Origin of the sequence: Roseateles hydrophilus, from assembly GCF_026712245.1 — a bacterium.
GTDB classification, from domain to species: domain Bacteria; phylum Pseudomonadota; class Gammaproteobacteria; order Burkholderiales; family Burkholderiaceae_C; genus Pelomonas; species Pelomonas hydrophilus.
On the sequence record NZ_JAPPUY010000003.1, the window covers coordinates 641,341 to 662,067 of the forward strand.

Annotated in this window: 22 protein-coding genes; 4 read left to right on the forward strand and 18 right to left on the reverse strand. The window is 71.4% G+C overall.

The features are described from left to right. Window positions 1–60 precede the first annotated feature (60 nt). The 8 genes from NYO99_RS14550 to NYO99_RS14585 form a co-directional block, all read right to left on the reverse strand. A complete protein-coding gene (locus NYO99_RS14550; RefSeq protein ID WP_268167947.1) occupies window positions 61–1,971 on the reverse strand; it encodes a B12-binding domain-containing radical SAM protein in 1,911 nt (636 codons plus the stop codon). A gap of 89 nt (window positions 1,972–2,060) precedes the next feature. Next, a complete protein-coding gene (locus NYO99_RS14555) occupies window positions 2,061–3,710 on the reverse strand; it encodes a GMC family oxidoreductase (protein WP_268167948.1) in 1,650 nt (549 codons plus the stop codon). Window positions 3,711–3,758: 48 nt separating this feature from the next. Continuing rightward, window positions 3,759–5,132, reverse strand: coding sequence for a cell envelope integrity protein CreD (creD, locus tag NYO99_RS14560; RefSeq protein WP_268167949.1), 1,374 nt, complete (start codon window positions 5,130–5,132; stop codon window positions 3,759–3,761). A gap of 59 nt (window positions 5,133–5,191) precedes the next feature. Continuing rightward, window positions 5,192–6,706: a two-component system sensor histidine kinase CreC gene (gene creC, locus NYO99_RS14565; RefSeq protein ID WP_326494834.1), complete on the reverse strand. Its 1,515-nt coding sequence runs from the start codon at window positions 6,704–6,706 to the stop codon at window positions 5,192–5,194. Window positions 6,707–6,777: 71 nt separating this feature from the next. Beyond that, window positions 6,778–7,449 (reverse strand): response regulator, encoded by a 672-nt coding sequence (locus NYO99_RS14570; protein ID WP_268168058.1) that lies wholly within the window; start codon window positions 7,447–7,449, stop codon window positions 6,778–6,780. Next, window positions 7,437–8,462 carry an NAD(P)H-dependent flavin oxidoreductase gene (locus NYO99_RS14575; protein WP_268167950.1) on the reverse strand — a complete coding sequence of 342 codons (1,026 nt, stop codon included), beginning with the start codon at window positions 8,460–8,462 and terminating at the stop codon, window positions 7,437–7,439. Before NYO99_RS14575 ends, NYO99_RS14570 begins: the two co-directional genes overlap by 13 nt. Beyond that, on the reverse strand, window positions 8,459–9,100 hold the full coding sequence (locus tag NYO99_RS14580) for a MarC family protein (protein WP_268167951.1): 642 nt from the start codon (window positions 9,098–9,100) through the stop codon (window positions 8,459–8,461). The genes NYO99_RS14575 and NYO99_RS14580 overlap by 4 nt, the downstream gene beginning before the upstream one ends. 30 nt (window positions 9,101–9,130) lie before the next feature. Next, the gene (locus tag NYO99_RS14585; protein WP_268167952.1) at window positions 9,131–10,045 is read right to left on the reverse strand and encodes a hypothetical protein; all 915 of its coding nucleotides are present in this window, start codon (window positions 10,043–10,045) and stop codon (window positions 9,131–9,133) included. Window positions 10,046–10,268: 223 nt separating this feature from the next. Between NYO99_RS14585 and NYO99_RS14590 the strand changes: the two genes are divergently transcribed. Then, complete coding sequence (locus NYO99_RS14590) at window positions 10,269–10,796, forward strand: RNA recognition motif domain-containing protein (RefSeq protein ID WP_268167953.1); 528 nt, start codon at window positions 10,269–10,271, stop codon at window positions 10,794–10,796. Between the two features lie 77 nt (window positions 10,797–10,873). On the opposite strand, the gene NYO99_RS14595 is transcribed toward NYO99_RS14590, so the two are convergent. The 10 genes from NYO99_RS14595 to NYO99_RS14640 all read right to left on the reverse strand — a co-directional run bounded on the left by NYO99_RS14595 (window position 10,874) and on the right by NYO99_RS14640 (window position 17,400). Next, window positions 10,874–11,392, reverse strand: a complete 519-nt coding sequence (locus NYO99_RS14595) for a DUF2946 family protein (RefSeq protein WP_268167954.1) — start codon at window positions 11,390–11,392, stop codon at window positions 10,874–10,876. Between the two features lie 12 nt (window positions 11,393–11,404). Continuing rightward, window positions 11,405–12,370: a YheT family hydrolase gene (locus tag NYO99_RS14600; RefSeq protein WP_268167955.1), complete on the reverse strand. Its 966-nt coding sequence runs from the start codon at window positions 12,368–12,370 to the stop codon at window positions 11,405–11,407. 10 nt (window positions 12,371–12,380) lie between these two features. Then, entirely contained in the window at window positions 12,381–12,836 is a 456-nt protein-coding gene (locus NYO99_RS14605; protein WP_268167956.1) for a YybH family protein, read from the reverse strand. Between the two features lies 1 nt (window position 12,837). Further along, on the reverse strand, window positions 12,838–13,053 hold the full coding sequence (locus NYO99_RS14610) for a zinc-finger domain-containing protein (RefSeq protein WP_268167957.1): 216 nt from the start codon (window positions 13,051–13,053) through the stop codon (window positions 12,838–12,840). Between the two features lie 10 nt (window positions 13,054–13,063). Further along, window positions 13,064–13,996, reverse strand: coding sequence for a branched-chain amino acid transaminase (locus NYO99_RS14615; RefSeq protein ID WP_268167958.1), 933 nt, complete (start codon window positions 13,994–13,996; stop codon window positions 13,064–13,066). 47 nt (window positions 13,997–14,043) lie between these two features. Beyond that, window positions 14,044–14,421, reverse strand: a complete 378-nt coding sequence (locus tag NYO99_RS14620) for a hypothetical protein (protein ID WP_268167959.1) — start codon at window positions 14,419–14,421, stop codon at window positions 14,044–14,046. After that, window positions 14,418–14,768, reverse strand: coding sequence for an antibiotic biosynthesis monooxygenase family protein (locus tag NYO99_RS14625; protein ID WP_268167961.1), 351 nt, complete (start codon window positions 14,766–14,768; stop codon window positions 14,418–14,420). The genes NYO99_RS14620 and NYO99_RS14625 overlap by 4 nt, the downstream gene beginning before the upstream one ends. A 40-nt stretch (window positions 14,769–14,808) precedes the next feature. Beyond that, window positions 14,809–15,240: a hypothetical protein gene (locus NYO99_RS14630; protein ID WP_268167962.1), complete on the reverse strand. Its 432-nt coding sequence runs from the start codon at window positions 15,238–15,240 to the stop codon at window positions 14,809–14,811. Window positions 15,241–15,323: 83 nt separating this feature from the next. Further along, window positions 15,324–16,688 carry a DNA repair protein RadA gene (gene radA, locus NYO99_RS14635; protein WP_268167963.1) on the reverse strand — a complete coding sequence of 455 codons (1,365 nt, stop codon included), beginning with the start codon at window positions 16,686–16,688 and terminating at the stop codon, window positions 15,324–15,326. Between the two features lie 13 nt (window positions 16,689–16,701). After that, window positions 16,702–17,400: a hypothetical protein gene (locus NYO99_RS14640; protein ID WP_268167964.1), complete on the reverse strand. Its 699-nt coding sequence runs from the start codon at window positions 17,398–17,400 to the stop codon at window positions 16,702–16,704. 133 nt (window positions 17,401–17,533) lie between these two features. On the opposite strand from NYO99_RS14640, the gene NYO99_RS14645 reads away from it, so the two are divergent. The 3 genes from NYO99_RS14645 to NYO99_RS14655 all read left to right on the forward strand — a co-directional run bounded on the left by NYO99_RS14645 (window position 17,534) and on the right by NYO99_RS14655 (window position 20,658). Beyond that, window positions 17,534–18,859, forward strand: coding sequence for a TolB family protein (locus NYO99_RS14645; protein ID WP_268167965.1), 1,326 nt, complete (start codon window positions 17,534–17,536; stop codon window positions 18,857–18,859). Between the two features lie 83 nt (window positions 18,860–18,942). Then, window positions 18,943–19,572: a LysE family transporter gene (locus tag NYO99_RS14650; protein ID WP_268167967.1), complete on the forward strand. Its 630-nt coding sequence runs from the start codon at window positions 18,943–18,945 to the stop codon at window positions 19,570–19,572. Between the two features lie 186 nt (window positions 19,573–19,758). Further along, window positions 19,759–20,658 carry a DMT family transporter gene (locus tag NYO99_RS14655; protein ID WP_268167968.1) on the forward strand — a complete coding sequence of 300 codons (900 nt, stop codon included), beginning with the start codon at window positions 19,759–19,761 and terminating at the stop codon, window positions 20,656–20,658. Window positions 20,659–20,727 lie beyond the last annotated feature (69 nt).

The following is a 20,727-nucleotide window of genomic DNA, read 5'->3' on the forward strand; positions in this document are numbered from 1 at the left end:
TGTGCACCGCACAAAAGTCAGCGGGCGGGCCGGTCCTTCAGCGGATGGGGGATGCCGCCGTCAGCTGCGTGTCGACAGGGCCCGCTCGACGAAGCGGCGCGGCACCGTGGTCTTGGGCACGCGCACCGGGAACCAGCTGCGGATGTCGCTGTCGATGCCGATGCCGTGCATGAAGTTGTAGAGCCCCTTCTTCAGCCCCTGGCCCAGGCCGTCGTGGTCGGTCGGCGTGGGGTCGATGAAGGCGATGTCGTTCTTCGCGAAGCGGCCGTCCGCCGGCAGCGGCTGCAGCGTGACGCCGTACTCGGCCGGGTTCATGCCCACCGGCGAATGCACCGTGCACGCGAAGCGGTGGAAAAAGCCGCTGTGGATGCAGCCATGCTCGAACAGTTGGCGCACGTACTCCAGCGCGTCCACCGTGTCCTGCGTCGTCTGCGTCGGGAAGCCGTACATCAGGTAGGCATGCACCAGCACGCCGGCGTCGGCGAACGCCTTGGTGACGCGCGCCACCTGCTCCACCGACACGCCCTTCTTCATCAGCTTCAGCAGCCGGTCAGACGCCACCTCCAGCCCGCCCGAGATTGCGATGCAGCCGCTGTCGGCCAGCAGCTGGCACAGCTCGGGCGTGAAGGTCTTCTCGAAGCGGATGTTGCCCCACCAGCTGATGGCGACGTTGCGGCGCAGCAGCTCCTCGGCCAGCGCCTTCAGCGCCTTGGGCGGCGCGGCCTCGTCGACGAAGTGGAAGCCCGTCTGCCCGGTCTCCCTGACGATGGCCTCGATGCGGTCCACCAGCACTTCGGCCGAGGCCGCCTCGTAGCGCGAGATGTAGTCCAGGCTCACGTCGCAGAAGCTGCACTTCTTCCAGTAGCAGCCGTGGGCGATGGTCAGCTTGTTCCAGCGCCCGTCGCTCCACAGCCGGTTCATGGGGTTGAGCATGTCCAGCAGCGACAGGTAGCGGTCCAGCGGCAGCCCGTCCCAGGTCGGCGTGCCGACCTCATCGAAGGGAATGTCGGGCTCGACGAAGTTCGTATATCGGACGGTGCCTTCCTCGCGCCAGAACGTGCGCACCAGGCGCGTCTTCGAGCGCTTGCCCGCCACGTGTTCCAGCAGCGCCAGCAGCGGCCGTTCGCCTGCATCCAGCGTCACGTAGTCCACGAAGTCGAACAGCCGCGGCTCGGCCAGTTCGCGCAGCTCGGTGTTCACGTAGCCGCCGCCCAGCACGCACACTACCTCGGGCCGCGCCGCCTTGATCGCCTGCGCGATGCGCAGCGCCGCGTAGACCGAGCCGGGGAAGGGCACGGACAGCAGCACGACGTCGGGGTTGTGCTGTTCCAGCGCTTGCAGTGTGAGCCGCTGCAGCGTGCGGTCAATGAGGTGGGGCGGCTCCGCCAGTGCCTCGGCCAGCGGGTCGAAGTGGGCCTGTGCGGCAGCCAGCTTCTCGGCATAGCGCACGAACTCGAAGCGCTCGTCCACCGCGTCGCGCAGCACATCGGCCAGGTCGTTCAGGAACAGCGTGGCCAGGTGGCGCGCGCGGTCCTGCAGGCCCAGGGCGCCGAAGGCCCAGGCCAGCGGGTCTTCACCTTCCTCGCCGATGTAGTGATCGAGTGACGCAAAGCGCGCGCCCTCGGGCAGGAAGCGGCGCGTGTTGATGCGGTGGGCCAGCGTCGGGTCCTGCCCTTGCAGAAAGCGCAGCACGCGCGGCGTGACGGCGGCGAGGGTGTCGAACTCGGCGTCGAACCAGGCGGTCTGCGGCGTGCGGCGGTCGTCGGGCAGGGCCTGGACGGCCTCGCGGATCTGCGCGAGCCCGGTGGGCGAGAACAGTTCCAGCACCAGCGTCAGCGCCAGGTCCACCTGCTGCGCGTCGATCTGCCGCGAGCGCAGGAAGCCGGTCAGGTAGGCCGTGGACGGGTAGGGCGTGTTCAGCTGCGTCATCGGGGGGATGACGGCAAGGACGCGGAGGGACGCTGGAGACATGCCGGAATTGTCGCGGCAGGGCGGGCTGCAGGTCGGTGATGAACGACGTCAAGGCCGACGCGCCGGCGCGCCGCTGGCGTGCTTGGGGGCTAGCCCACCAACCACCCCGCCAGCTTCTCGGCAATCATCAAGGTCGGCGACGCCGTGTTGCCGCTGGTGATCGTCGGCATCACGCTGGCGTCCGCCACACGCAGGCCGCTCACGCCGCGCACGCGCAGCCGGGAGTCCACCACGGCGAGCGGGTCCTCGCGGCGGCCCATCTTGCAGGTGCCCACCGGGTGGAAGATGGTGGTGCCGATCTCGCCGGCCGCGCGGATCAGCTCCTCGTCGCTCTGCGCCTGCGGCCCGGGGCGGTGCTCCTCGGGGCGGAAGGCGGCCAGCGCCGGTTGGGCCACGATGCGGCGCGTCAGCCGCAGGCTTTCAGCGGCGATGCGGCGGTCGCCCTCGGTGCTCAGGTAGTTGGGCCGGATGGCCGGCGCGACGGTGGCGTCGGGTGAGGTGATGTGGACATGGCCGCGGCTGCCGGGGTTGAGGTGGCAGACGCTGGCCGTGAATGCATCGAAGCCATGCAGCGGCTCGCCGAAGGCGTCCAGCGACAGCGGCTGCACGTGGTACTCCAGGTCGGGCCAGGCCTTGTCGGGCGAGCTGCGCGTGAACGCGCCCAGCTGCGACGGGGCCATGCTCATGGGGCCGCTGCGGCGCAGCGCGTACTCCAGGCCGATCAGCGCCTTGCCCAGCATCGAGGCGCTGCGCGTGTTCAGCGTCTGGGTGCCGCGCACCTTGTAGACGGTGCGCAGCTGCAGGTGGTCCTGCAGGTTGGCGCCCACGCCCGGCAGGTCGGCCTTGACGCTCAGGCCCAGCCGCTGCAACAGCGCGCCCGGGCCCAGGCCCGACAGCTGCAGCAGCTGCGGCGAGCCCACCGCGCCGGCCGCCAGGATGACCTCGCCGCCCGCGTTCAGCCAGGGCTGCTCCACGCCATGCGGCGTCAGCACCTCCACGCCGCTGCAGCGCAGGCCGGTGTCGTCCTGCAGCAGGCGCAGCTTGCGCACCTGCGCGCCGGTCCACAGCTCGAAGTTAGGCCGGCCCAGGCAGGTGGGGCGCAGGAAGGCCTTGGCCGTGTTCCAGCGCAAGCCCTTGCGCTGGTTGACCTCGAAGTAGCCCACGCCCTCGTTGGTGCCGGCGTTGAAGTCACTGGTGGCCGGGATGCCGGCCTGCTGCGCGGCCTGCGCGAAGGCGTCCAGCACGGGCCAGCGCAGGCGCTGCTGCTCCACGCGCCATTCGCCCTTGTGGCCATGCATGTCGGCAAAGCCCTCGGGCGCGGTCTTGGGGTCGTCCAGCCGCCAGTGGTGTTCGTGGCGGCGGAAGGCGCGCAGCACGCGGTCCCAGCGCCAGGTGTCGTCACCGGTCAGGTCGGCCCAGTGCTCGTAGTCGCGGCTCTGGCCGCGCATGTAGATCATGCCGTTGATGCTGGAGCTGCCGCCCAGCACCTTGCCGCGCGGGTAGCGCAGGCGGCGGCCGTTGAGGCCAGCCTCGGCCTCGGTCTGGAAGCACCAGTCGGTGCGCGGGTTGCCGATGCAGTGCAGATAGCCGACGGGGATGTGCACCCAGTGGTAGTCGTCCTTGCCGCCGGCTTCCAGCAGCAGCACGCGCTTGTGCGGGTCGGCGCTGAGCCGGTTCGCCAGCAGGCAGCCGGCAGTGCCGGCGCCCACGATGATGTAGTCGAAGCCTTCTTTGGACATGTCGCTCTGCAAGAGGCCGCGCGGCGCACGGCTGGGCCTGAGCGTAAATCACTCGGCTTGGCGCAGGCTTTCACCGCCGAGGCGGTACCAGTCCAGCCGGCGCGTCAGCGTCATCACGACGGCCAGCACCGCGAACAGCAGCACCGCGCCGATGACCAGGGCCGTCTGCTCGCGGCTCAGCAGCACATACAGCGCGCCGTACAGCAGCGCGATGCCGCCGCCGAAGGCCAGTCCGCGCCGCCAGCCGCCCAGCATGGCCGCCGCGTACTGCGTCAGCACGCCGGCCGCTGCCGCGGCCGCGACCAGGTACGCCACCAGGAAGGGCAGGTGCTCCGACAGGCTGAGCAGCAGCAGGAAGAACAGGCTGATCGCCAGGCCCACCAGCAGGTACTGCACCGGGTGCACGCGCCGGCCCGTCAGCAGCTCCGTCAGGCCCACGGTGACGAAGGTCAGCGCGATGAACATCAGGCCGTACTTGATGGCGCGGTCGCTCATGACGTAGGGGTTCACGGGGTCGATGAGTTCGACGGCGAGGACGTCCAGGTTCGTGCCAGCCGCCGCGTCTTCCAGACCGTAGGGGGAGGCGCTGCGGCGCGGCTCGGCCAGCGGCTTGCCCGCCTGCAGGTCGGCCACCGCCGTGCTGGCCAGCGACGACACCGCCCAGCGCGCCGTGAAGCCGCTGACACCCACCTGGTGCGTCAGCGGCAGGAACTGGCCGCCGAAGCTCGGGTGCGGCCAGCTGGACTGCAGCGTGACCTGGGTGTCACCAGCGGCCGGCACCAGGCCCAGCCGCTGGCTGCCGACCAGGCTGAGCTTGAGCGAAACCTGCAGCGGCTCGCCCGCCTTCATCTCGGGCAGCGCGGCGTGCAGCCCCTGGTAGCTGGGGTGGGGCGTGCCGGGCAGCGCGCGCAGGGGCTGGCCGTTCAGGCGCAGCTCCGCCGCGCGGATGCCGCGCGGGTCGCTCAGCGCCACCACCAGCTGCGGCTCGCCGCAGGCCAGGCGGCCATTGGCCTGCTCCGCCTTGGGGGCGGGCAGGGCCAGGCTGTCCCACTGCGCCTGCATGTCCAGCTGCGTGGCGTAGGTGTTGATCTTGAACAGGCCGCGCTGGCGCACCTCGGGGCTCATGCCGCCGCTGACCTGCAGGCGCGCCGGCGCCGCCACCTGCCAGAACACCCGGGATGCGACGACTTCGGTCTTGCTGTCGGGCGCCAGCGTCGTCCAGTGCTCCTTGCAGGCGCGCGCCACCACCGGCCCGGCGAGCGCCTGCGGCCCGGCCAGCGCCTGTTCGACGGAGCGGGCCGCCTCGCGTTGCCGCATCTGGCGCTCGTGCACCAGGCCGCCGATCTGCGCCAGCACGAGGCACAGCAGGAGTGACACCACGGCCAGGATGGCCAGCTTGGAGAAGGTGGGGTTGAGCTTCATGCCGCCAGCATCGCGAGACGCTGTGAGGCGATGACGTGCTGTGTGAAGCCGGCGTGAAGTCAGCGCGGCAGGATGAGCGTCACGCGCAACCCCGGCGCCGCCGCCTCGAACGCCAGCCGCCCGCCATGCAGCTCGGCCACGCGCCGTGCGATGGCCAGGCCCAGGCCCGAGCCCTTCACCAGGCTGCCGGGCCGGGCGGTCGAGAAGAAGCGCTGGCCCAGCTGGCCAAAGGCGGCCTCGGGCACGCCTGGGCCGTGGTCGCGCAGCGACAGGCGCACCGACGTGGGCGTGCTGCTGACGGCGAGTTCCAGCGCCGAGCCGGCGGGCGCGAAGTCGATCGCGTTGACCAGCAGGTTGCCGACCGCCAGTTCCAGCAGCGCGGCATCGGCCGGCACACGGGCGTCGTCGCGGGCGGTCCAGACCACGCGCAGCTCACGCTGCGCCAGCCGCGCCGCCTGCCGCTCGATCTGGGCGTCAGCCCAGGCCGCCAGCGCCAGCTGTTGCCGCTCGCCCAGGCCCACCTGGGCCTCCAGCTGCGACAGCGCCAGCACGCGCTCCACCAGCGTCTGCAGCCGGGCGGTCTGGTCCAGCACCTGGGCCGCGAAGCGCTGGCGGTCGGCGGCGGGCAGTTCGTCCTGCAGCAGCTCGCCGCTGGCGCGCAGCGCGGCCAGCGGGCTCTTCAACTCATGCGTCAGCGCGCGCACATCGTGCTCCAGCTGCTCGCGACCTTCCAGCCGGCGGCGCATGTCGTCCATCGCGTGTGCCAGGTCGCCCAGCTCGCCGGGCACCTCGGGCGGCGCCAGGTTCTGCCCGGCCTGCACCTGCTGCGCGTAACGGCGCAGGCGCCGCACGGTGGCCACCAGCCACAACGTGACCGCCACGCCGACGACTAGGCTGGTCACCAGCAGCGCGGCGCCGGCCCAGAACACGCGCCGCTCGGCGCGCTCGATGAAGTGCTGCACGCTGGCCACGGGCTTGGCCACGCTCACCACGCCCAGCGTGCGCCCGTCCTTCTGCACCGGCGCGGCCACCACCATCACCGTGCTGTCGTGCCGGCCGTAGGGGCCGGCACGGGCGCCGTAGTCGCCGCGCAGCGTGCGTGCCACGTCGTTCCACTGCGAGTAGTCCTGCCCCACGGCCGTGGGCGTGCCGGAGTCCAGCACCACGCGGCCGCTGGCATCGGTGATGTAGACGCGCAGGTCCAGCGTCTGCTTGCGCAGGCCCCATATCAGCGCGTCCACCTCGCGCCGCGTGTAGCGCTGCAACTGCGTGGCCAGCAGGCCATCCGCGCGCGGCGGGCCAGCCGCCAGCTCGTCGGCGGCCACCTCCGCCAGCAGGTGGGCCGTGTCCACCATCAGGTCTTCCATGACCTCGCGCACGCTGGGCTTCACCTCGGCCATGAACACCTTCAGCAGCAGCACCGCGCTGAGGCCGGCGATGAGGAAGAAGCCGAAGAAGACGCGCAGGCCGAGGCGCATGTCAGGCGCCTGTGGCGGGTTGAACGGGCCGAGCGCCGGGCCGCTCCCAAGCCGGCCCGTCAGGGCGATGTGCTTGCGGCTCCATGCCGCAAGCATCGCCGTTCCCTCGGGGGACCGACCGGGCACGCCCGCGTTCAGCGGGGCGGGACTGGGCGAGGGGCCTCATCTCAGGGTTCCAGCGAGTAGCCCAGGCCCCGATGCGTCTTGATCGGGTCGCGCGCCGGTGCCGCGTCGCGCAGCTTGGCGCGCAGCGTCTTGATGTGCGTGTCCACCGTGCGGTCGCCGCTGTCGGCGCTGCTGCCCCAGACGGCGTCCAGCAGCGCGTCGCGGGCATGGATGCGCTGCGGCGCGGCCAGCAGCTTCAGCAGCAGGCCCAGCTCCAGCTTGGTGAGGTTCAGTAGCGTGCCGTCCAGCCACACGCGGGCGCCGTCGACGACAAAGCCGGCGCTGGGGGCCGGCGACGCCTGGGCCCGGCGCAGCAGCGCACGCACGCGCGCCACCAGCTCGCGCGGGCTGAAGGGCTTGGCGAGGTAGTCGTCAGCGCCCAGCTCCAGCCCCAGCACGCGGTCCATCTCCTCGCTGCGGGCGCTCAGCACGATGACGGGCAGGTGCTTCAGCGGCCCGGCGCGCAGCTCGCGGCACAGGTCCAGGCCGTGGCCGTCGGGCAGGCCGATGTCCAGGATGAGCAGGGCCGGCGCGGGCCCCGCGCGCAGCCGCTCGCGGGCCTCGGCCAGCCAGGCCCGGTGCTCCACGGCAAAGCCCTCGCGGCGCAGCGCGAAGGCCACGGTGTCGGCGATGGCCGGGTCGTCCTCCAGCAGCAGGATGCTCACGCGCGCCAGCCCTGCTGCAGCGCGTCCACCAGCTGCGCGGCCGTGCCCGGCGCGCGGTTCAGCGCCAAGGCCTGGCCGGCCCACAGGCTGAGGAAGTCGGCCTGGCCCGCCTTGGCAGCGGCCTGGCGCAGCGGCCGGCTGGCGGCGTTGGGCTGCGGGAAGTCGGGCAGGGCCGCGCCGTCCAGCGCGCGCGTGACGCGGTTGGCCACGCCGCGCGCCAGGCGGCCGGAGAAGGCGCGCGTCAGCGTGGAGTCGGCGTCGCGCGCGGCCAGCAGCGCAGCGCGGTAGGCCGGCGACAGCGGGCATTCGTCCACCAGCAGGAAGGCCGTGCCCACCGCCACGGCGCTGGCGCCCAGCGCCTGCGCGGCGGCCACACCGCGCGCATCGCCAATGCCGCCGGCCGCGATGACGGGGATGTCCAGCGCATCCGCCAGCTGCGGCACCAGGGCCATCGTGCCGATCAGCGCGCCTTCGCTGCTGCCCAGGAAGCCGCCCCGGTGGCCACCCGCCTCGTAGCCTTGCGCCACGACCGCGTCCACGCCGCTGGCCTGCAGCTGCAGCCCTTCGCTTACCTGCGTGGCCGTGCCGACGATGGTGAAGCCCTGCGCCTTCAGCGCCGCCACGCGCGCCGCGCCGGGGTCGCCCATGACGAAGCTGATGACGGCGGGCCGCGCGGCGACGGTGGCGGCCAGCTGGGCCTCGAAGTCTTCCTCGCAGCGCTCGGGCCGCGCGGGCGCGGGCAGGCCCAGCTCGGCATGCCAGGGCGCCAGCCGGGCGAGGTAGGCATCCATCGCGGCGTCGTCGCGCCGCCAGGGCTGGGGGCAGAACAGGTTGATGCCGAAGGGCCGGTCGGTGCGGGCGCGGATGTCGGCTGCCACCTCGGCGATGCGGGCCGGCGCGAGGTAGGCCGCGCCCAGCTGGCCGAAACCGCCGGCCGCGCTGACCGCGGCCACCAGCGCCGCGCTGGCGGCCTCGCCGGCCATGGGCGCCATCCAGACCGGGGGCAGGCCGGCCGGGCTCATCCGACCGTGCGTGCCGCCAGCACCGGGAACAGCTTGATGAGGCCGTCGGCCAGCAGCTCCACCGCCAGCGCAGCCAGGATCAGGCCCATCAGCCGCGTCATGATGTTGATGCCGGTCTGGCCCAGCACCTTGGCGATCTTGCTGCTGGCCGAGAAGGTCACGAAGGTCACCAGCGCCACGACAACGCCGTAGCCGCACAGGACGGCCAGCTCCCACCAGTGCCGGGTCTTGTCGGCGTAGATCACCATCGTGGAGATGGTGGCCGGCCCCGTCAGCAGCGGGATGGCCAGTGGCACGACGGCAATGCTGGCGCCAGCGTCCATCTTGCTGTCGCCGTCACTGACGTCGGTCGGCCGGGCCTCGGCCGGCTTGGCGTTGAGCATCTGCAGCGAGCTGATCAGCAGCAGGCAGCCGCCGCCCACCTGGAAGCTGGCCAGCGAGATGCCGAAGAACTCGATGATCTTCAGCCCGAACAGGGCCGACAGCGCGATGACGATGCCCGCCGTGCTGGCGCTCACCAGCATGGTCTTGCGGCGCTGCTGGCGCGTCAGGCCCGCCGTGAAGTGGATGAAGAAGGGCACCACGCCCACGGGGTTCACGATGGCCAGCAGGGCGACCAGGGGCTTGTAGATATCCATGACAGGCGATTGTGCGGTCGGTGTGAAGATTCACTCGGGTGAGAAGGTGGGCTCGTCAGTCACCGCCAGGTAGACGGCGCAGCAGCCGCGCAGCCACACCAGCGTGGGCAGCGCGAGCGCCAGCGCGAACACCACACCGCCGCCTACCAGCGCAGCCAGCCCGACGGAGCCGCCCTCCAGCGGCACGCCGCTGGCGCTGAGCGTGCGCGGGCCCAGGCCCTGCAGGCCCGCGAGCAGCTGGCGCGCCGGCAACTCGATGCCTGCGCCCAGGATGGCCAGCCCCGCCAGCAGCTTGCCGCCGCTGACGACGACGAAGCTCGCGGCCGCCGTTGTCAGCACCACCAGCAGGTAGACGGTGGCCATCAGCAGCGCCGTCTCGGGCAGGCCGTGGCGCAGTCGCGCACGCAGAAAGGCCAGCACGCCCGCACTGTCGCGGCCCGCCCAGACCGCGGGCCCGGCCAGCGGCCCGACAAGCACCACCAGCACAAAGGCCAGCCCGCCCAGCGTCAACACCCCCAGCGGCAGCGCAACGGCCATCAGCGGCGCACCCACCCATGGAAAGCGTGTGGCCCACAGCAGCGCGGCCAGCGCCGCTACACCTGCAGCGGCCAGCGTCAGGCAGGCCAGCAGCGCCAGCAGCACGCGGTGGCCGCAGCGCAGCGCGTCGGCCAGCGCATCCTGGGGGTCGCGCACCGGCTGGCCGCGCGCCTGGTCCATCAGCATCAGGCCGGTGGTGTTGACGCCAAAAAAGGCGACAGCCAGCGCCAGGCCCAGCCACAGGGCGCCCAGCGCCTCGTCGGCCCTGGCGAAGGCCGACTGTGCCGAGGCCAGCAGCAGCCCGGCCAGGCAAAAGCCTGCCAGCAAGGCGTAGAGCGCGCGCAGATTGCGCGGGGCGTCAATGCTGGCCAGCACGCGCGCGACAGCGGAAATCAGGGGGAATGTCATGGGTTGCGGATGCTAGCGATGACGCGAGCATGAGAAACGGGACTCGACAGGGTTTGTGCTAGCTCTGAAAAACAACACTCGAGCGGGCACCCTGTGGCACTTCGAGGCCTCGCCACCATAATGGTTCGCCTGTGTCTGGACGCCGCACCTTCGTTTGAATGGTTCACGATGGGTTGAAGCTCCACATGGTTTTTTGGTTTTTGAGTTAGAGAAGGGCTTCCCCATGGGAAACAAGCTTTACGTGGGCAATCTGGCCTACAGCGTGCGCGATGAGTCGCTGCTTGAGGCGTTCAGCCAATTCGGCGCCGTGACCTCCGCGAAGGTCATGATGGATCGCGAAACCGGCCGCTCCAAGGGCTTCGGTTTCGTCGAAATGGGTTCGGACGCAGAAGCGCAAGCCGCGATCAACGGCATGAATGGTCAGGCCCTGGAAGGCCGTGCCATCGTCGTGAATGAGGCACGTCCCCGTGAGGAGCGTCCTGGCGGCTTCGGCGGCGGTGGCCGTGGTGGCTTCGGCGGCGGCGGCCGTTCCGGCGGCGGCTACGGCGGCGGCGGTGGCGGCAGCTACGGTGGTGGCGGCGGCTACGGTGGCGGCGGCGGCTACGGCGGCGGTGGCCGTTCCGGTGGCGGCGGCGGCAGCTACGGTGGTGGCGGCGGCTACGGTGGCGGCGGTGGCCGCTCCGGTGGCGGCGGCGGCTACGGCGGCGGCGGCCGTTCCGGCGGTGGCGGCGGCTACGGCGGCGGCTACTGAGCCCTGAACCGCTGATCCCAGCACAATGAACAAGGCGCCCTTGAGGGGCGCCTTTTCTTTTGGTGCGTTGCCGCTGCTCAGGGGGCCGGATGGCGAAGGAAGCCGTGGCGGGCGGGCAACTCGGCCGCCAGGCAGTCCTGCGGCAACCAGCGGCCGGCCTCGACGGCGTCGGCCGCCAGGGCCATGTCCTGCGTGTGCACCAGGCCCAGGCCCAGGTCGGTCAGCAGGTAGAGCTGACCCGCCTCGTCCAGCCAGGCCGAGTCGATCCGTTGCACGGCCTGCCCCGTGTGGCCGAGTACCCGGCCGTCGGGCTGCAAGCGCCAGATCCACGGCGTGCAGGCCAGTTCCACATAAACCCGCTGCGGGCCGTTCTGAAAGTACCAGGCGCCGCGCTCGTCCACACCGTAGTTGCGGCCGATGAAGGCCAGCAGCTTGTCATGCTCGATGCGGCTGCCCTTGACCTGCGGGAAGGGCCCGGCGCGCTGGATGCGCTCGTCGCGCATGTACCAGTCACCTCGGGCATCCAGCGCCAGCCAGCCGTAGCAATGCGGCACGTTGGGCCACTTCTTCAGGGCGGCCAGGACCAGATCATCCATGGGGCGTGTCCTTCAGCGGTGTCGGGCGAGCCAGTCACAGACCTGGCCCGGCATGGTCAGCAGGTGGCCGGGCAGCGGGCCAGCCGGGAAGCCGACATGGCCGCCGTGGCCGGGCTGCCAGAGTGTCACATGGGCCCCGACCTCGCCCGGCCGGGGCAGGCTGTGCCCGGGCACGAAGGGGTCATTGACGGCATTCAACACCAGTGCCGGGATGCGGATGCGGTGCAGGTGCGGCTTGGCCGCGGCACGTGTCCAGTAGTCCTCGGTGTTGCGGAAACCGTGCAGCGGCGCGGTAAAGAGGTTGTCGAATTCGTAAATGGTGGACGCGCGCTTGAGCCGCTCGCCGTCGAACAGGCCCGGGTGCTGCTGCAGTTTGCGCAGCGCCTTCGGGATCATGGTGCGCAGGAAGCGGCGTGCGTAGACCTGCTTGTTGAAGCCGCGGTCGATGGCGGCGCCCGCGGCGGCGAGGTCGATGGGGGAGCAGATCGAGCACACAGCGTGGGCCGCGGTGGCGGCACTGTGGCCAGCCTCTTCGGCCCAGCGCATCAGCGCGTTGCCGCCCAGCGAGACGCCGGCCACGAGCAGCGGGGCGCCGTGGCGGTCGCGCAGGCGCTGCAGGATCCAGCCGATTTCCTCGTAGTCGCCCGAGTGGTAGGCGCGCGGCGCGCGGTTCAGCTCGCCCGAGCAGCCGCGGAAGTGCGGCAGCGCCATCGCCCAGCCGCGTTCGCGCGCCGCGCTGGCGAAGGCGACGCTGGAGTGGCTGGTGCGGTCGCCTTCCAGGCCGTGGAAGAGGACGAAGAGCGGCGCGCCGGCCGGGGCGTCCGCGAGGAAGTCGACATCGATGAAGTCGCCGTCGGGCGTGTCCCAGCGTTCGCGCGTCCAGGTGGGCGGCGGGCCGTCGTGCTGGCGGCTGAACAGCGCGGGCCAGATGGTCTGGAGGTGCCCGCCGGGCAGCCAGCGAGGGGCGCGGTACTGCATGCGCCCGGCGTCAGTGCAGCGTGCCGGCGTCGGCCACCAGTTCCTGGACGTCGCCAGGGTTGCCGGGGCTGGCATGGTGCAGCACCAGGCGCCAGCCCAGCGCCGTCTTCAGGTAGACGTTGGTCGCAATGACCCAGGCGGTGGGCGCGGTCTGGCCGGCCTCGCTGTGCAGTTGCACGCGCTCCAGCACATGGTGGATGGCGCAGTCGCCGCTGTGCAGCCGGCGCACGCGCTCGGGATGCACGCGCACGGCGCCGCGCTCGAACACCGCAGCAAAGGCGGCGCGAATGGCGGGCAGGCCGACGATGCGCGGGCCGCCTGGGTGAACGCAGGCGATCTCCTCGTCATCGGCCCACAAGGCCATCAGGTGCTCCAGGTCGCCCTGCTGAAGGGCCTCGTAGAACTGGGCCTCGGTGTCGTCGGGCGAGGCCTGCAGCACGGCCTGCTGCGCGGGAGTGCGGCGCATGTCAGTGGTGGTGGCCCACCACCTCGCCGGCCTTGAGCTTGTAGGCCGTCCCGCAGTAGGGGCACTGGCCTTGGCCGCCGTGGGTCAGGTCGATGAAGACCTTGGGATGGTTGCTCCACAGCGCCATCTTGGGGTTGGGGCAGAAGACGGTGCCGTTGTCGTTGCAGTCCTTGGCGGTCACTTCGACGGTGGCGGCGGGTGTGGTGTTGGTGCTCATGTGGTGGCTCTTAGACGGCGGTCAGCCAGTCGGCGTACTTGGGGTTGCGGCCGTTGACGATGTCGAAGAAGGCCGACTGGATCTTCTCGGTGATGGGGCCGCGCGAGCCGGCGCCGATCTCGATGCGGTCCAGCTCGCGGATGGGGGTCACTTCCGCGGCGGTGCCGGTGAAGAAGGCCTCGTCGCAGATGTAGACCTCGTCGCGGGTGATGCGCTTCTCGACCAGCTTCAGGCCCAGGTCCTGGCAGATCGCGAAGATGGTGTTGCGGGTGATGCCGTTGAGCGCACCGGCCGACAGGTCGGGCGTGTAGACCACGCCGTTCTTGATGACGAACAGGTTCTCGCCCGCGCCTTCGGACACGAAGCCGGACGCGTCCAGCAGCAGCGCCTCGTCGTAGCCGTCGTCGGTGGCTTCCATGTTGGCCAGGATGGAGTTGGTGTAGTTGGACACCGTCTTGGCCTGCGTCATCGTGATGTTGACGTGGTGGCGGGTGTAGGAGCTGGTCTTCACGCGGATGCCGCGCTTCAGACCTTCTTCGCCGAGGTAGGCGCCCCAGCTCCACGCGGCCACCATCAGGTGCACCTGGTTGCCCTTGGGGCTGACGCCCAGCTTCTCGGAACCGATCCAGATCAGCGGGCGGATGTAGGCGCTCTTGAGGTTGTTGGCCTTCACCACGGCGCGCTGCGCCTCGTTGATCTCTTCGGCCGAGAACGGCACCTTCATGCGCAGGATCTTGCCGCTGTTGAGCAGGCGCTGCGTGTGCTCCTGCAGCCGGAAGATGGCCGTGCCGTTGACGGTGTCGTAGGCGCGCACGCCTTCGAAGGCGCCGCAGCCGTAGTGCAGCGTGTGCGTCAGCACGTGGATCTTGGCATCGCGCCAGTCGACGAGCTCGCCGTCCATCCAGATCTTGCCGTCGCGGTCGTGCAGAGGGGCGGGAACCATCGGGTACTCCAGGGCTGATGAGGAAAGTCCGCGATTTTACGAAGAGCCTATGACGCCTCGCCGGCCCGCAGCAGCCGCCACTCGGCGAGCTTGCCTTTCTTCAGCACCACCTCCACCGCGTCGCCGCCGGTGTCGCGCCAGACGTAGGTGTCCTGGGCCTGCTTGGCCCCCAGGCTGCCGGTGAGCTTGATCAGTTCCACCAGCGTCATGCCCTCGTGCAGCTTGCTGCTGAGCATGATGGCGTTGGCCACCGAACCCATGGGCGCGGCGCCCGCCTTCTGCATCAGCCGCATCAGCCGGCTCATCTGCAGCAGCAGCCAGAAGACGATGCCGGTCGTCGCGAAGACGATGCCCTGCCAGCCGAAAAATGCGCCGCCTGCCACCAGCGCGGCCAGCGCCAGCAGCACGCCCATCCATGCGTTCATGCTTGAGGATCCTGTGTTCCGTCGCTGCGTTCCCAGGCGTAGGCGCGTTCGACGCGGGCCACGCGCAGCGTGTAGTGCTCATACCAACGGGTGCGGCCGGTGTCGCGCGCCGCCTGGTGCTCGGTGTCGCGGCGCCAGCGCGCGATGTCCTCTGGCGTGCGCCAGTAGGACACGGTGATGCCCAGCCCGTCGGCGCCGCGCGTGCTCTCGGCGCCCAGGTAGCCGGGCTGCGCGGCCGCCAGCGCCACCATGCGCTCGGCGGTGTCGGCATAGCCGGCTTCAACGGCCGTGCGCTGGCTCGTGAAGATGACGGCGTAGTAGGGCGGTGCGGGCAGGGCAGGGCTCATGGGGCGCTCGGTCGGGGCGCGCATCCTGCCACGGCCGGCGTCAAGCGCTGACCTTCAGCAGCACGCAGCGCACCCACTGGCCAGACTCCAACGCGGCCTGGTGGCCGTTCAGAAAGGTCTCGGCCGTCGAGTTGCGCGCCGTGAAACTCATGCCGTGCAGCACGCCCATGCGCGGCACGGGCCGCGACCACTTGCGCTCCACCACACCGTTAAACCAGGACACCTGCTCCTCGCCGTCGTCCATGTCGGCGCGGCCCAGCAGCAGCACCACCTCGTACTTGGCGTCCGTCAAGGGCTCGGTGGCGCTGGTCAGCACCTGCAGGCCACCGTCGCTCATGTTCAGCACCAGGCCGGCCGGCCCCTGGCTGAACTGCACCGGCTTGAACACCCAGCCGGGCAGGGAGTCGGCATCGTGTTGGGCACCCAGGAAGTCGGTGCGGGCGTGCTGCCTGAGGTCGGCGGGATCGGACATGGGAGGCTCTCCGGTTGACGCCGCAATCCTAAGCGTCGTTGCCAGCGCCGTGCGTTGTGGAAACCTGCGATCCGCAGGCCCGCTCAGGCCAGGCCGCGCAGCACGTCGATGGCCTGCTCCACGCGCTCGATGGCGTGGATGGTCAGCCCGTCGATGGGTTTCTTGGGCGCGTTGGCCTTGGGCACCACGGCCACGCTGAAGCCCAGCTTGGCCGCTTCCTTCAGCCGCTCCTGGCCGCGCGGCGCGGGCCGCACCTCGCCAGCCAGGCCCACTTCGCCGAACGCGATGAAGCCCTTGGGCAGCGCGCGGCCGCGCAGCGAGCTCTGGATGGCCAGCAGCACCGCCAGGTCGGCCGCCGGCTCGCTGATGCGCACGCCGCCCACTGCGTTGACGAACACGTCCTGGTCGCCCGTGGCCACGCCCGCGTGCCGGTGCAGCACGGCCAGCAGCATGGCCAGACGGTCGCGGTCCAGGCCGACGGACAGGCGCCGCGGGCTCACGCCGCCGCTGTCCACCAAGGCTTGCAGCTCGACCAGCAGGGGCCGCGTGCCCTCCAGCGTGACGAGCACACAGCTGCCGGGCACCGGCTCGGTGTGCGTGCTCAGGAAGATGGCGCTGGGGTTGGCCACGCCCTTCAGGCCCTTCTCCGTCATCGCGAACACGCCGATCTCGTTGACGGCGCCGAAGCGGTTCTTGATGGCGCGCACGAGGCGGAAGCTGCTGTGCGTGTCGCCCTCGAAGTACAGCACCGTGTCGACGATGTGCTCCAGCACGCGCGGGCCGGCCAGCGCGCCTTCCTTCGTCACGTGGCCCACCAGCACCATGGCGCAGCCGCGCGCCTTGGCCGTGCGCGTCAGCTGCGCGGCGCATTCGCGCACCTGGGCCACCGACCCCGGCGCCGACGACAGCTGCTCGGAGTACAGCGTCTGGATGGAGTCGATGACGCAGAAGTCCGGTTCCTCGGCCTCGATGGTGGCGAGGATCTTCTCCAGCCCGATCTCGGCCAGCACGCGCACCTTGTCGCCGGCCAGGCCCAGCCGCCGCGAGCGCATCGCAACCTGGGCGCCGCTTTCCTCGCCGGTCACGTACAGCACCTTGACGGTCTGGCTCAGCGACTCCACCGCCTGCAGCAGCAGCGTGGACTTGCCGATGCCCGGGTCACCGCCGATCAGCACGACGCCGCCGGCCACGATGCCGCCACCCAGCACGCGGTCCAGTTCCTCCTGGCCGGTGGGCGTGCGCTCGTAGTCGCTGGCCTCGATCTCGCTGAGCGTGGCCACCGGCTGGCTCTTGGCCAGCGCCTGGTAGCGGTTCTTGCCGCCGCCGCTGGGCTCGGCGGGGGCTTCCGTCAGCGTGTTCCAGGCATTGCAGTGCGGGCATTTGCCCAGCCAGCGCGGGCTGGTGCCGCCGCAGTCGGTGCAGGTGTAGATGCTTTTGCTCGTGGCCATGCGGCCATTGTCGTCAGGCCGCGCGCCACAGCCTGACAGCATGCGGCAGCGACTCGGCCTGCGGCATCCAGCGGTCCAGCGCCGCGCCCAGGCCCACGCCTGCCAGCAGCAGCACCAGCGCGCCCACCCAGGTGTGGCGCAGCGCGCAGCGCAGCCAGCCGCCGCGGTCGAACTGGCGCTGGTGCCGCCAGGCCAGGCCGGCGGCAAACGCGGCCAGCGCGACCTCGACGGACACCGCCAGCAGCACCTCCACGCCGAACAGCAGCGTCACGCCCGCGCCCAGCAGCGCGGCCAGCGCGACGGCCACCGCCACAGCTGCCGCGAGGGGCAGCAGCAGGATTGCGCCCTCGTCGGCGCCGGCCGCCAGCTCCAGCGCATCCAGCGCCGTGCCGCCGCCACCGCAGCTGCCGTTGTCGGCCAGCTGCAGGCCGAGGTCGGCGAGGTCGGTGGCGTCGCCGTCCGCCCGGCTTAATAGGTAGGCCGCCCACAACCGCAGCAGCCCCAGGTAGGCCGCGTAGCTGAGCGCCAGGCTGAGCCCGAAGCGCAGGGCCAGCCCGTCCACCCCGGCCCAGCGCAGCAGCGCGCCGCTCAGCCACAGGCAGGCCAGGCAGCACAGCGCGATCAGGCCCACATGCAGGCGCAGCCAGCGGTGGCTGCGCAGCCAGCGGCGGGTGCTGAGGATCTGACGTTCGACGGACGGGGTGGCGCTCATGGCGGGTCATTCTGCGGCTGTCGCGTTCGGTGTCTGGCAGGCCGACTTCGTCGCCGCTGGGGCCGCTTCGTCGCGCGGGGGCCCCGCGCGCCGCCCGCCTGCCTACGATGCCGCCGCACAAGGGAGGCGACACATGCAGTGGATGCGGCAAGGCGTGGGGTTGGCGTTGGCGGCATGGGCGGGCGCGGGGGCTGCCGCCGGCCTCAGCGTGGAGCGGGTGGACCTGGGGGAAGTGCCGGGCGAGCAGGCCTACAACCTGCAGGAACAGCGCGACATGCGCGTGTTTGCCCGTTCCGCAGCGCGCTTTCAGCAGGCGCGCCTGTTCCTGCAGCGCCGCGTGGGCGGCCGGTGGCAGGCGGCCGAGCCGCTGCCGTTCAGCGACGCGCGCTGGCGCGACTCCGATCCCCACCTCAGCGCCGACGGCCGCGTGCTCAGCTTCATTGCCCACCGGCCGCTGCCGGACGGTGGCATGCCGGCGCGCCCCGATCTCTTCGAATCACATTGGGCGGACGGCCGGTGGGCCGAGCCGCAGCGCTTGCCCGAGCGCTGGCAGAGCACCGCGTACGAACTGGGGCCGGAGCGCTACGGCGACACGCTCTATTTCTCCTCCAGCCGCGCAGGCGGCGCGGGGCGGCTGGCCGTCTACCGGGCCGACGCCGCCGACGCCGCGCCCGAGCCGTTGCCCTCGCCCATCAACGACAGCGCGCAGAACAGTGACTTCACGCTGAGCCCCGACGGCCGCTTCGCGCTGTGGTGGAGCGACCGCGGCGGCGCCGAGGCCGGTGGCGGCGACCTCTACCTGGCCGAGCGCCTGGGCCCGGGCTTCGGCCCGGCGCTCCGGCTGCCGGCCCCGGTCAACGGCCCGGGCTTCGAGTTCTCGCCCTCGGTCAGCGCCGACGGGCGCTGGCTGTACTTCGCGTCCACGCGGGGCGATGCGCAGGGGCTGTCGGCGGTCTACCGCGTGTCCTGGCCGGACCTGCTGGATGCGCTGGGACCGGCGGCCACTGCGCACAGCCAGGCCGCGCTGGATCAGGCGGTCAGCCGACTGTGGCAGGCCATCGGCCATGCGCCGCAGCAGGCGTCTGATGTGGCGGCGCTGCAGCAGCTGTTTCATCCGCAAGGCCAGGTGTTCGGCCAGCGGCTGCAGGCCAGCAGCCTGCAGGTGGGGGCCTGGCCGGTGGCGCGCTTCCTGGCCGATCTGGCGACGCCGTCGCCGCGTGGCCTGTACGAATGCGAGGTGGATCGACAGCAGCGCCGCTTTGGCGGCCATGCCGAGGTCTACAGCGTGGTGCAGACGCGGCATGACCCGGCCCAGGCCGCGCCGGCCTACACCGGCGTCAACAGCATGCACTGGCAGCTGGGCCCGCAGGGCTGGCAATTGCTGAGCCTGCACTACGCGCTGGAAACGCCCGGCCTGCACCTGCCAGCGGCGCTGGCGTCGGCGGCCTGCCGGCGTTGAGGGCATGACGACCGGCGCCGCTGCCGCCGGTCGGGCACACTGCTAGGCCCGCCCCCGATCACGCCGCCCCCCCGGAGCCCCGTATGGAACTCGCCACCTGGTTGACCTTTTTCGCCGCCTGCTGGGCCATCAGCCTGTCGCCCGGCGCCGGCGCGGTGGCCGCCATGAGCGCGGGGCTGAGCCACGGCTTCCGGCGCGGCTACTTCATGACCTTCGGGCTCATCCTGGGCATCCTGACGCAGGTGCTGTTCGTCAGCGCCGGCCTGGGCGCGCTGATCGCCGCGTCCGAGACGGCCTTCGCCGTCATCAAGTGGGCCGGCGTGGCCTACCTGGTGTGGCTGGGCGTGCAGCAGTGGCGCGCGCCGGCCCAGCCGCTGGCGGCCGCCGACGATGGCGCCGTGCAGGCCACGCGCCGCCAGCTGGTGCTGCGCGGCTGGGGCATCAATGCCGTGAACCCCAAGGGCACGGTCTTCCTGCTGGCCGTGGTGCCGCAGTTCCTGGACCTGGCCGCGCCGCTGGCGCCGCAGTACCTCGTCATCGGCGCCACGCTGGGCTTCACCGACCTCGTCGTCATGGGCGGCTACACCGCGCTGGCCGCACGCGTGCTGGCGGCGTTGAAGAGCGCACACCACATCAAGCTGCTGAACCGCGTGTTCGGCTCGCTGTTCGTGCTGGCCGGCGTGTTGCTGGCCAGCTTCAAGCGCCACGCCTGAAGCCCCCGCCCGTGCCGGCTGAACGCCGGCCGTCCCGTTCGCCCCCCGAGGGGGCGGCGATGCCGGGCGGCTCGACCGCCCAGCACATCGCCAGCGCGGGCCGGCTTGGGGCGGCCCGGCACTCGGCCCGCATGAATTGCCGAACTCCTTCTGCCGCCCTGAGCGGCGTTTTTCTTCGCCGAGTCCATGTCCACTGCATCGCCCAGCCGCTGGCTGTTCTGGGGCCCCACGCTGATCTGGGCCAGCACCTGGCACGTCATCCTGTACCAGCTGGACTCCGGCGTGCCGGTCTTCAACTCCGTGGCCTGGCGCTTCGGCCTGGCGGCGCTGCTGCTGGCGGCACTCGCACGCTGGCAAGGCCTGTCGCTGCGGCTGCCGCTGTGGGCGCATGGCTGGATGCTCGCCACCGGCATCGTGCAGTACAGCGGCAACTACCTGTCGGTCTACGAGGCCGAGCGCCACATCCCGTCCGGCCTGGTGGCCGTGCTGTTCTGCCTGATGGTGTACGGCAACGCGCTGTCGGGGCGGCTGTTCTTCGGCCAGCCGGTCACGCGGCGCTTCCTGGTCTCGGCCAGCGGCGGCGTGCTGGGCGTGGTGCTGATCTTCTGGCCCGAGATCGCGGCCACCGGCGCGCGCCCCAGCGCCTGGCTGGGCCTGGCGCTGGGGCTGTTCGCGGTGCTGGTGGCCTGCATCGGCAACGTGCTGACGCTGACGCTCACCAAGCGCGGCCTGCCGCTGGTGCCGGTGCTGGCCTGGAGCATGGGCTATGGCGCGCTGTTCCTGCTGGGCGTGTCGCTGGCCAGCGGCCAGGGCCTGCATTTCGACCTGCGCCTGCCTTATGTGCTGAGCCTGCTCTACCTGTCGGTGGCCGGTTCGGTGATCGCCTTCGTGCTGTATTTCAAGCTGGCCCAGGCGCGCGGCCCGGCGCAGGCGGCGCTGACGGGCGTGATCATCCCCGTCATCGCGCTGGTGATCTCGGCGGTCTTCGAAGGCTGGCAGGTCACGCCGCTGGCGGTGGCCGGCATGGTGCTGTGCCTGGCCAGCCTGTTCGTGGCCACGCGCCCCATGCGCCCCACAGGCCGCTGAGCCGCCGGCCTTCAGACAACCTTCAGATTCGCTTGAGGTGAGGCCTAGCCGAGCCGGCACAAGATGGGC

Bases quoted from the DNA above. Each gene is read 5' to 3' on its own strand.
- NYO99_RS14585 (WP_268167952.1), bottom strand. From the start codon at position 10,045: ATGACATTCCCCCTGATTTCCGCTGTCGCGCGCGTGCTGGCCAGCATT.
- NYO99_RS14595 (WP_268167954.1), bottom strand. From the start codon at position 11,392: ATGGATGATCTGGTCCTGGCCGCCCTGAAGAAGTGGCCCAACGTGCCG.
- NYO99_RS14590 (WP_268167953.1), top strand. From the start codon at position 10,269: ATGGGAAACAAGCTTTACGTGGGCAATCTGGCCTACAGCGTGCGCGAT.
- NYO99_RS14615 (WP_268167958.1), bottom strand. From the start codon at position 13,996: ATGGTTCCCGCCCCTCTGCACGACCGCGACGGCAAGATCTGGATGGAC.
- NYO99_RS14555 (WP_268167948.1), bottom strand. From the start codon at position 3,710: ATGTCCAAAGAAGGCTTCGACTACATCATCGTGGGCGCCGGCACTGCC.
- creC (WP_326494834.1), bottom strand. From the start codon at position 6,706: ATGCTTGCGGCATGGAGCCGCAAGCACATCGCCCTGACGGGCCGGCTT.
- NYO99_RS14580 (WP_268167951.1), bottom strand. From the start codon at position 9,100: ATGGATATCTACAAGCCCCTGGTCGCCCTGCTGGCCATCGTGAACCCC.
- NYO99_RS14600 (WP_268167955.1), bottom strand. From the start codon at position 12,370: ATGCAGTACCGCGCCCCTCGCTGGCTGCCCGGCGGGCACCTCCAGACC.
- NYO99_RS14655 (WP_268167968.1), top strand. From the start codon at position 19,759: ATGTCCACTGCATCGCCCAGCCGCTGGCTGTTCTGGGGCCCCACGCTG.
- radA (WP_268167963.1), bottom strand. From the start codon at position 16,688: ATGGCCACGAGCAAAAGCATCTACACCTGCACCGACTGCGGCGGCACC.
- NYO99_RS14630 (WP_268167962.1), bottom strand. From the start codon at position 15,240: ATGTCCGATCCCGCCGACCTCAGGCAGCACGCCCGCACCGACTTCCTG.
- NYO99_RS14550 (WP_268167947.1), bottom strand. From the start codon at position 1,971: ATGTCTCCAGCGTCCCTCCGCGTCCTTGCCGTCATCCCCCCGATGACG.
- creD (WP_268167949.1), bottom strand. From the start codon at position 5,132: ATGAAGCTCAACCCCACCTTCTCCAAGCTGGCCATCCTGGCCGTGGTG.
- NYO99_RS14645 (WP_268167965.1), top strand. From the start codon at position 17,534: ATGCAGTGGATGCGGCAAGGCGTGGGGTTGGCGTTGGCGGCATGGGCG.
- NYO99_RS14610 (WP_268167957.1), bottom strand. From the start codon at position 13,053: ATGAGCACCAACACCACACCCGCCGCCACCGTCGAAGTGACCGCCAAG.
- NYO99_RS14625 (WP_268167961.1), bottom strand. From the start codon at position 14,768: ATGAGCCCTGCCCTGCCCGCACCGCCCTACTACGCCGTCATCTTCACG.
- NYO99_RS14620 (WP_268167959.1), bottom strand. From the start codon at position 14,421: ATGAACGCATGGATGGGCGTGCTGCTGGCGCTGGCCGCGCTGGTGGCA.
- NYO99_RS14650 (WP_268167967.1), top strand. From the start codon at position 18,943: ATGGAACTCGCCACCTGGTTGACCTTTTTCGCCGCCTGCTGGGCCATC.
- NYO99_RS14640 (WP_268167964.1), bottom strand. From the start codon at position 17,400: ATGAGCGCCACCCCGTCCGTCGAACGTCAGATCCTCAGCACCCGCCGC.
- NYO99_RS14605 (WP_268167956.1), bottom strand. From the start codon at position 12,836: ATGCGCCGCACTCCCGCGCAGCAGGCCGTGCTGCAGGCCTCGCCCGAC.
- NYO99_RS14575 (WP_268167950.1), bottom strand. From the start codon at position 8,462: ATGAGCCCGGCCGGCCTGCCCCCGGTCTGGATGGCGCCCATGGCCGGC.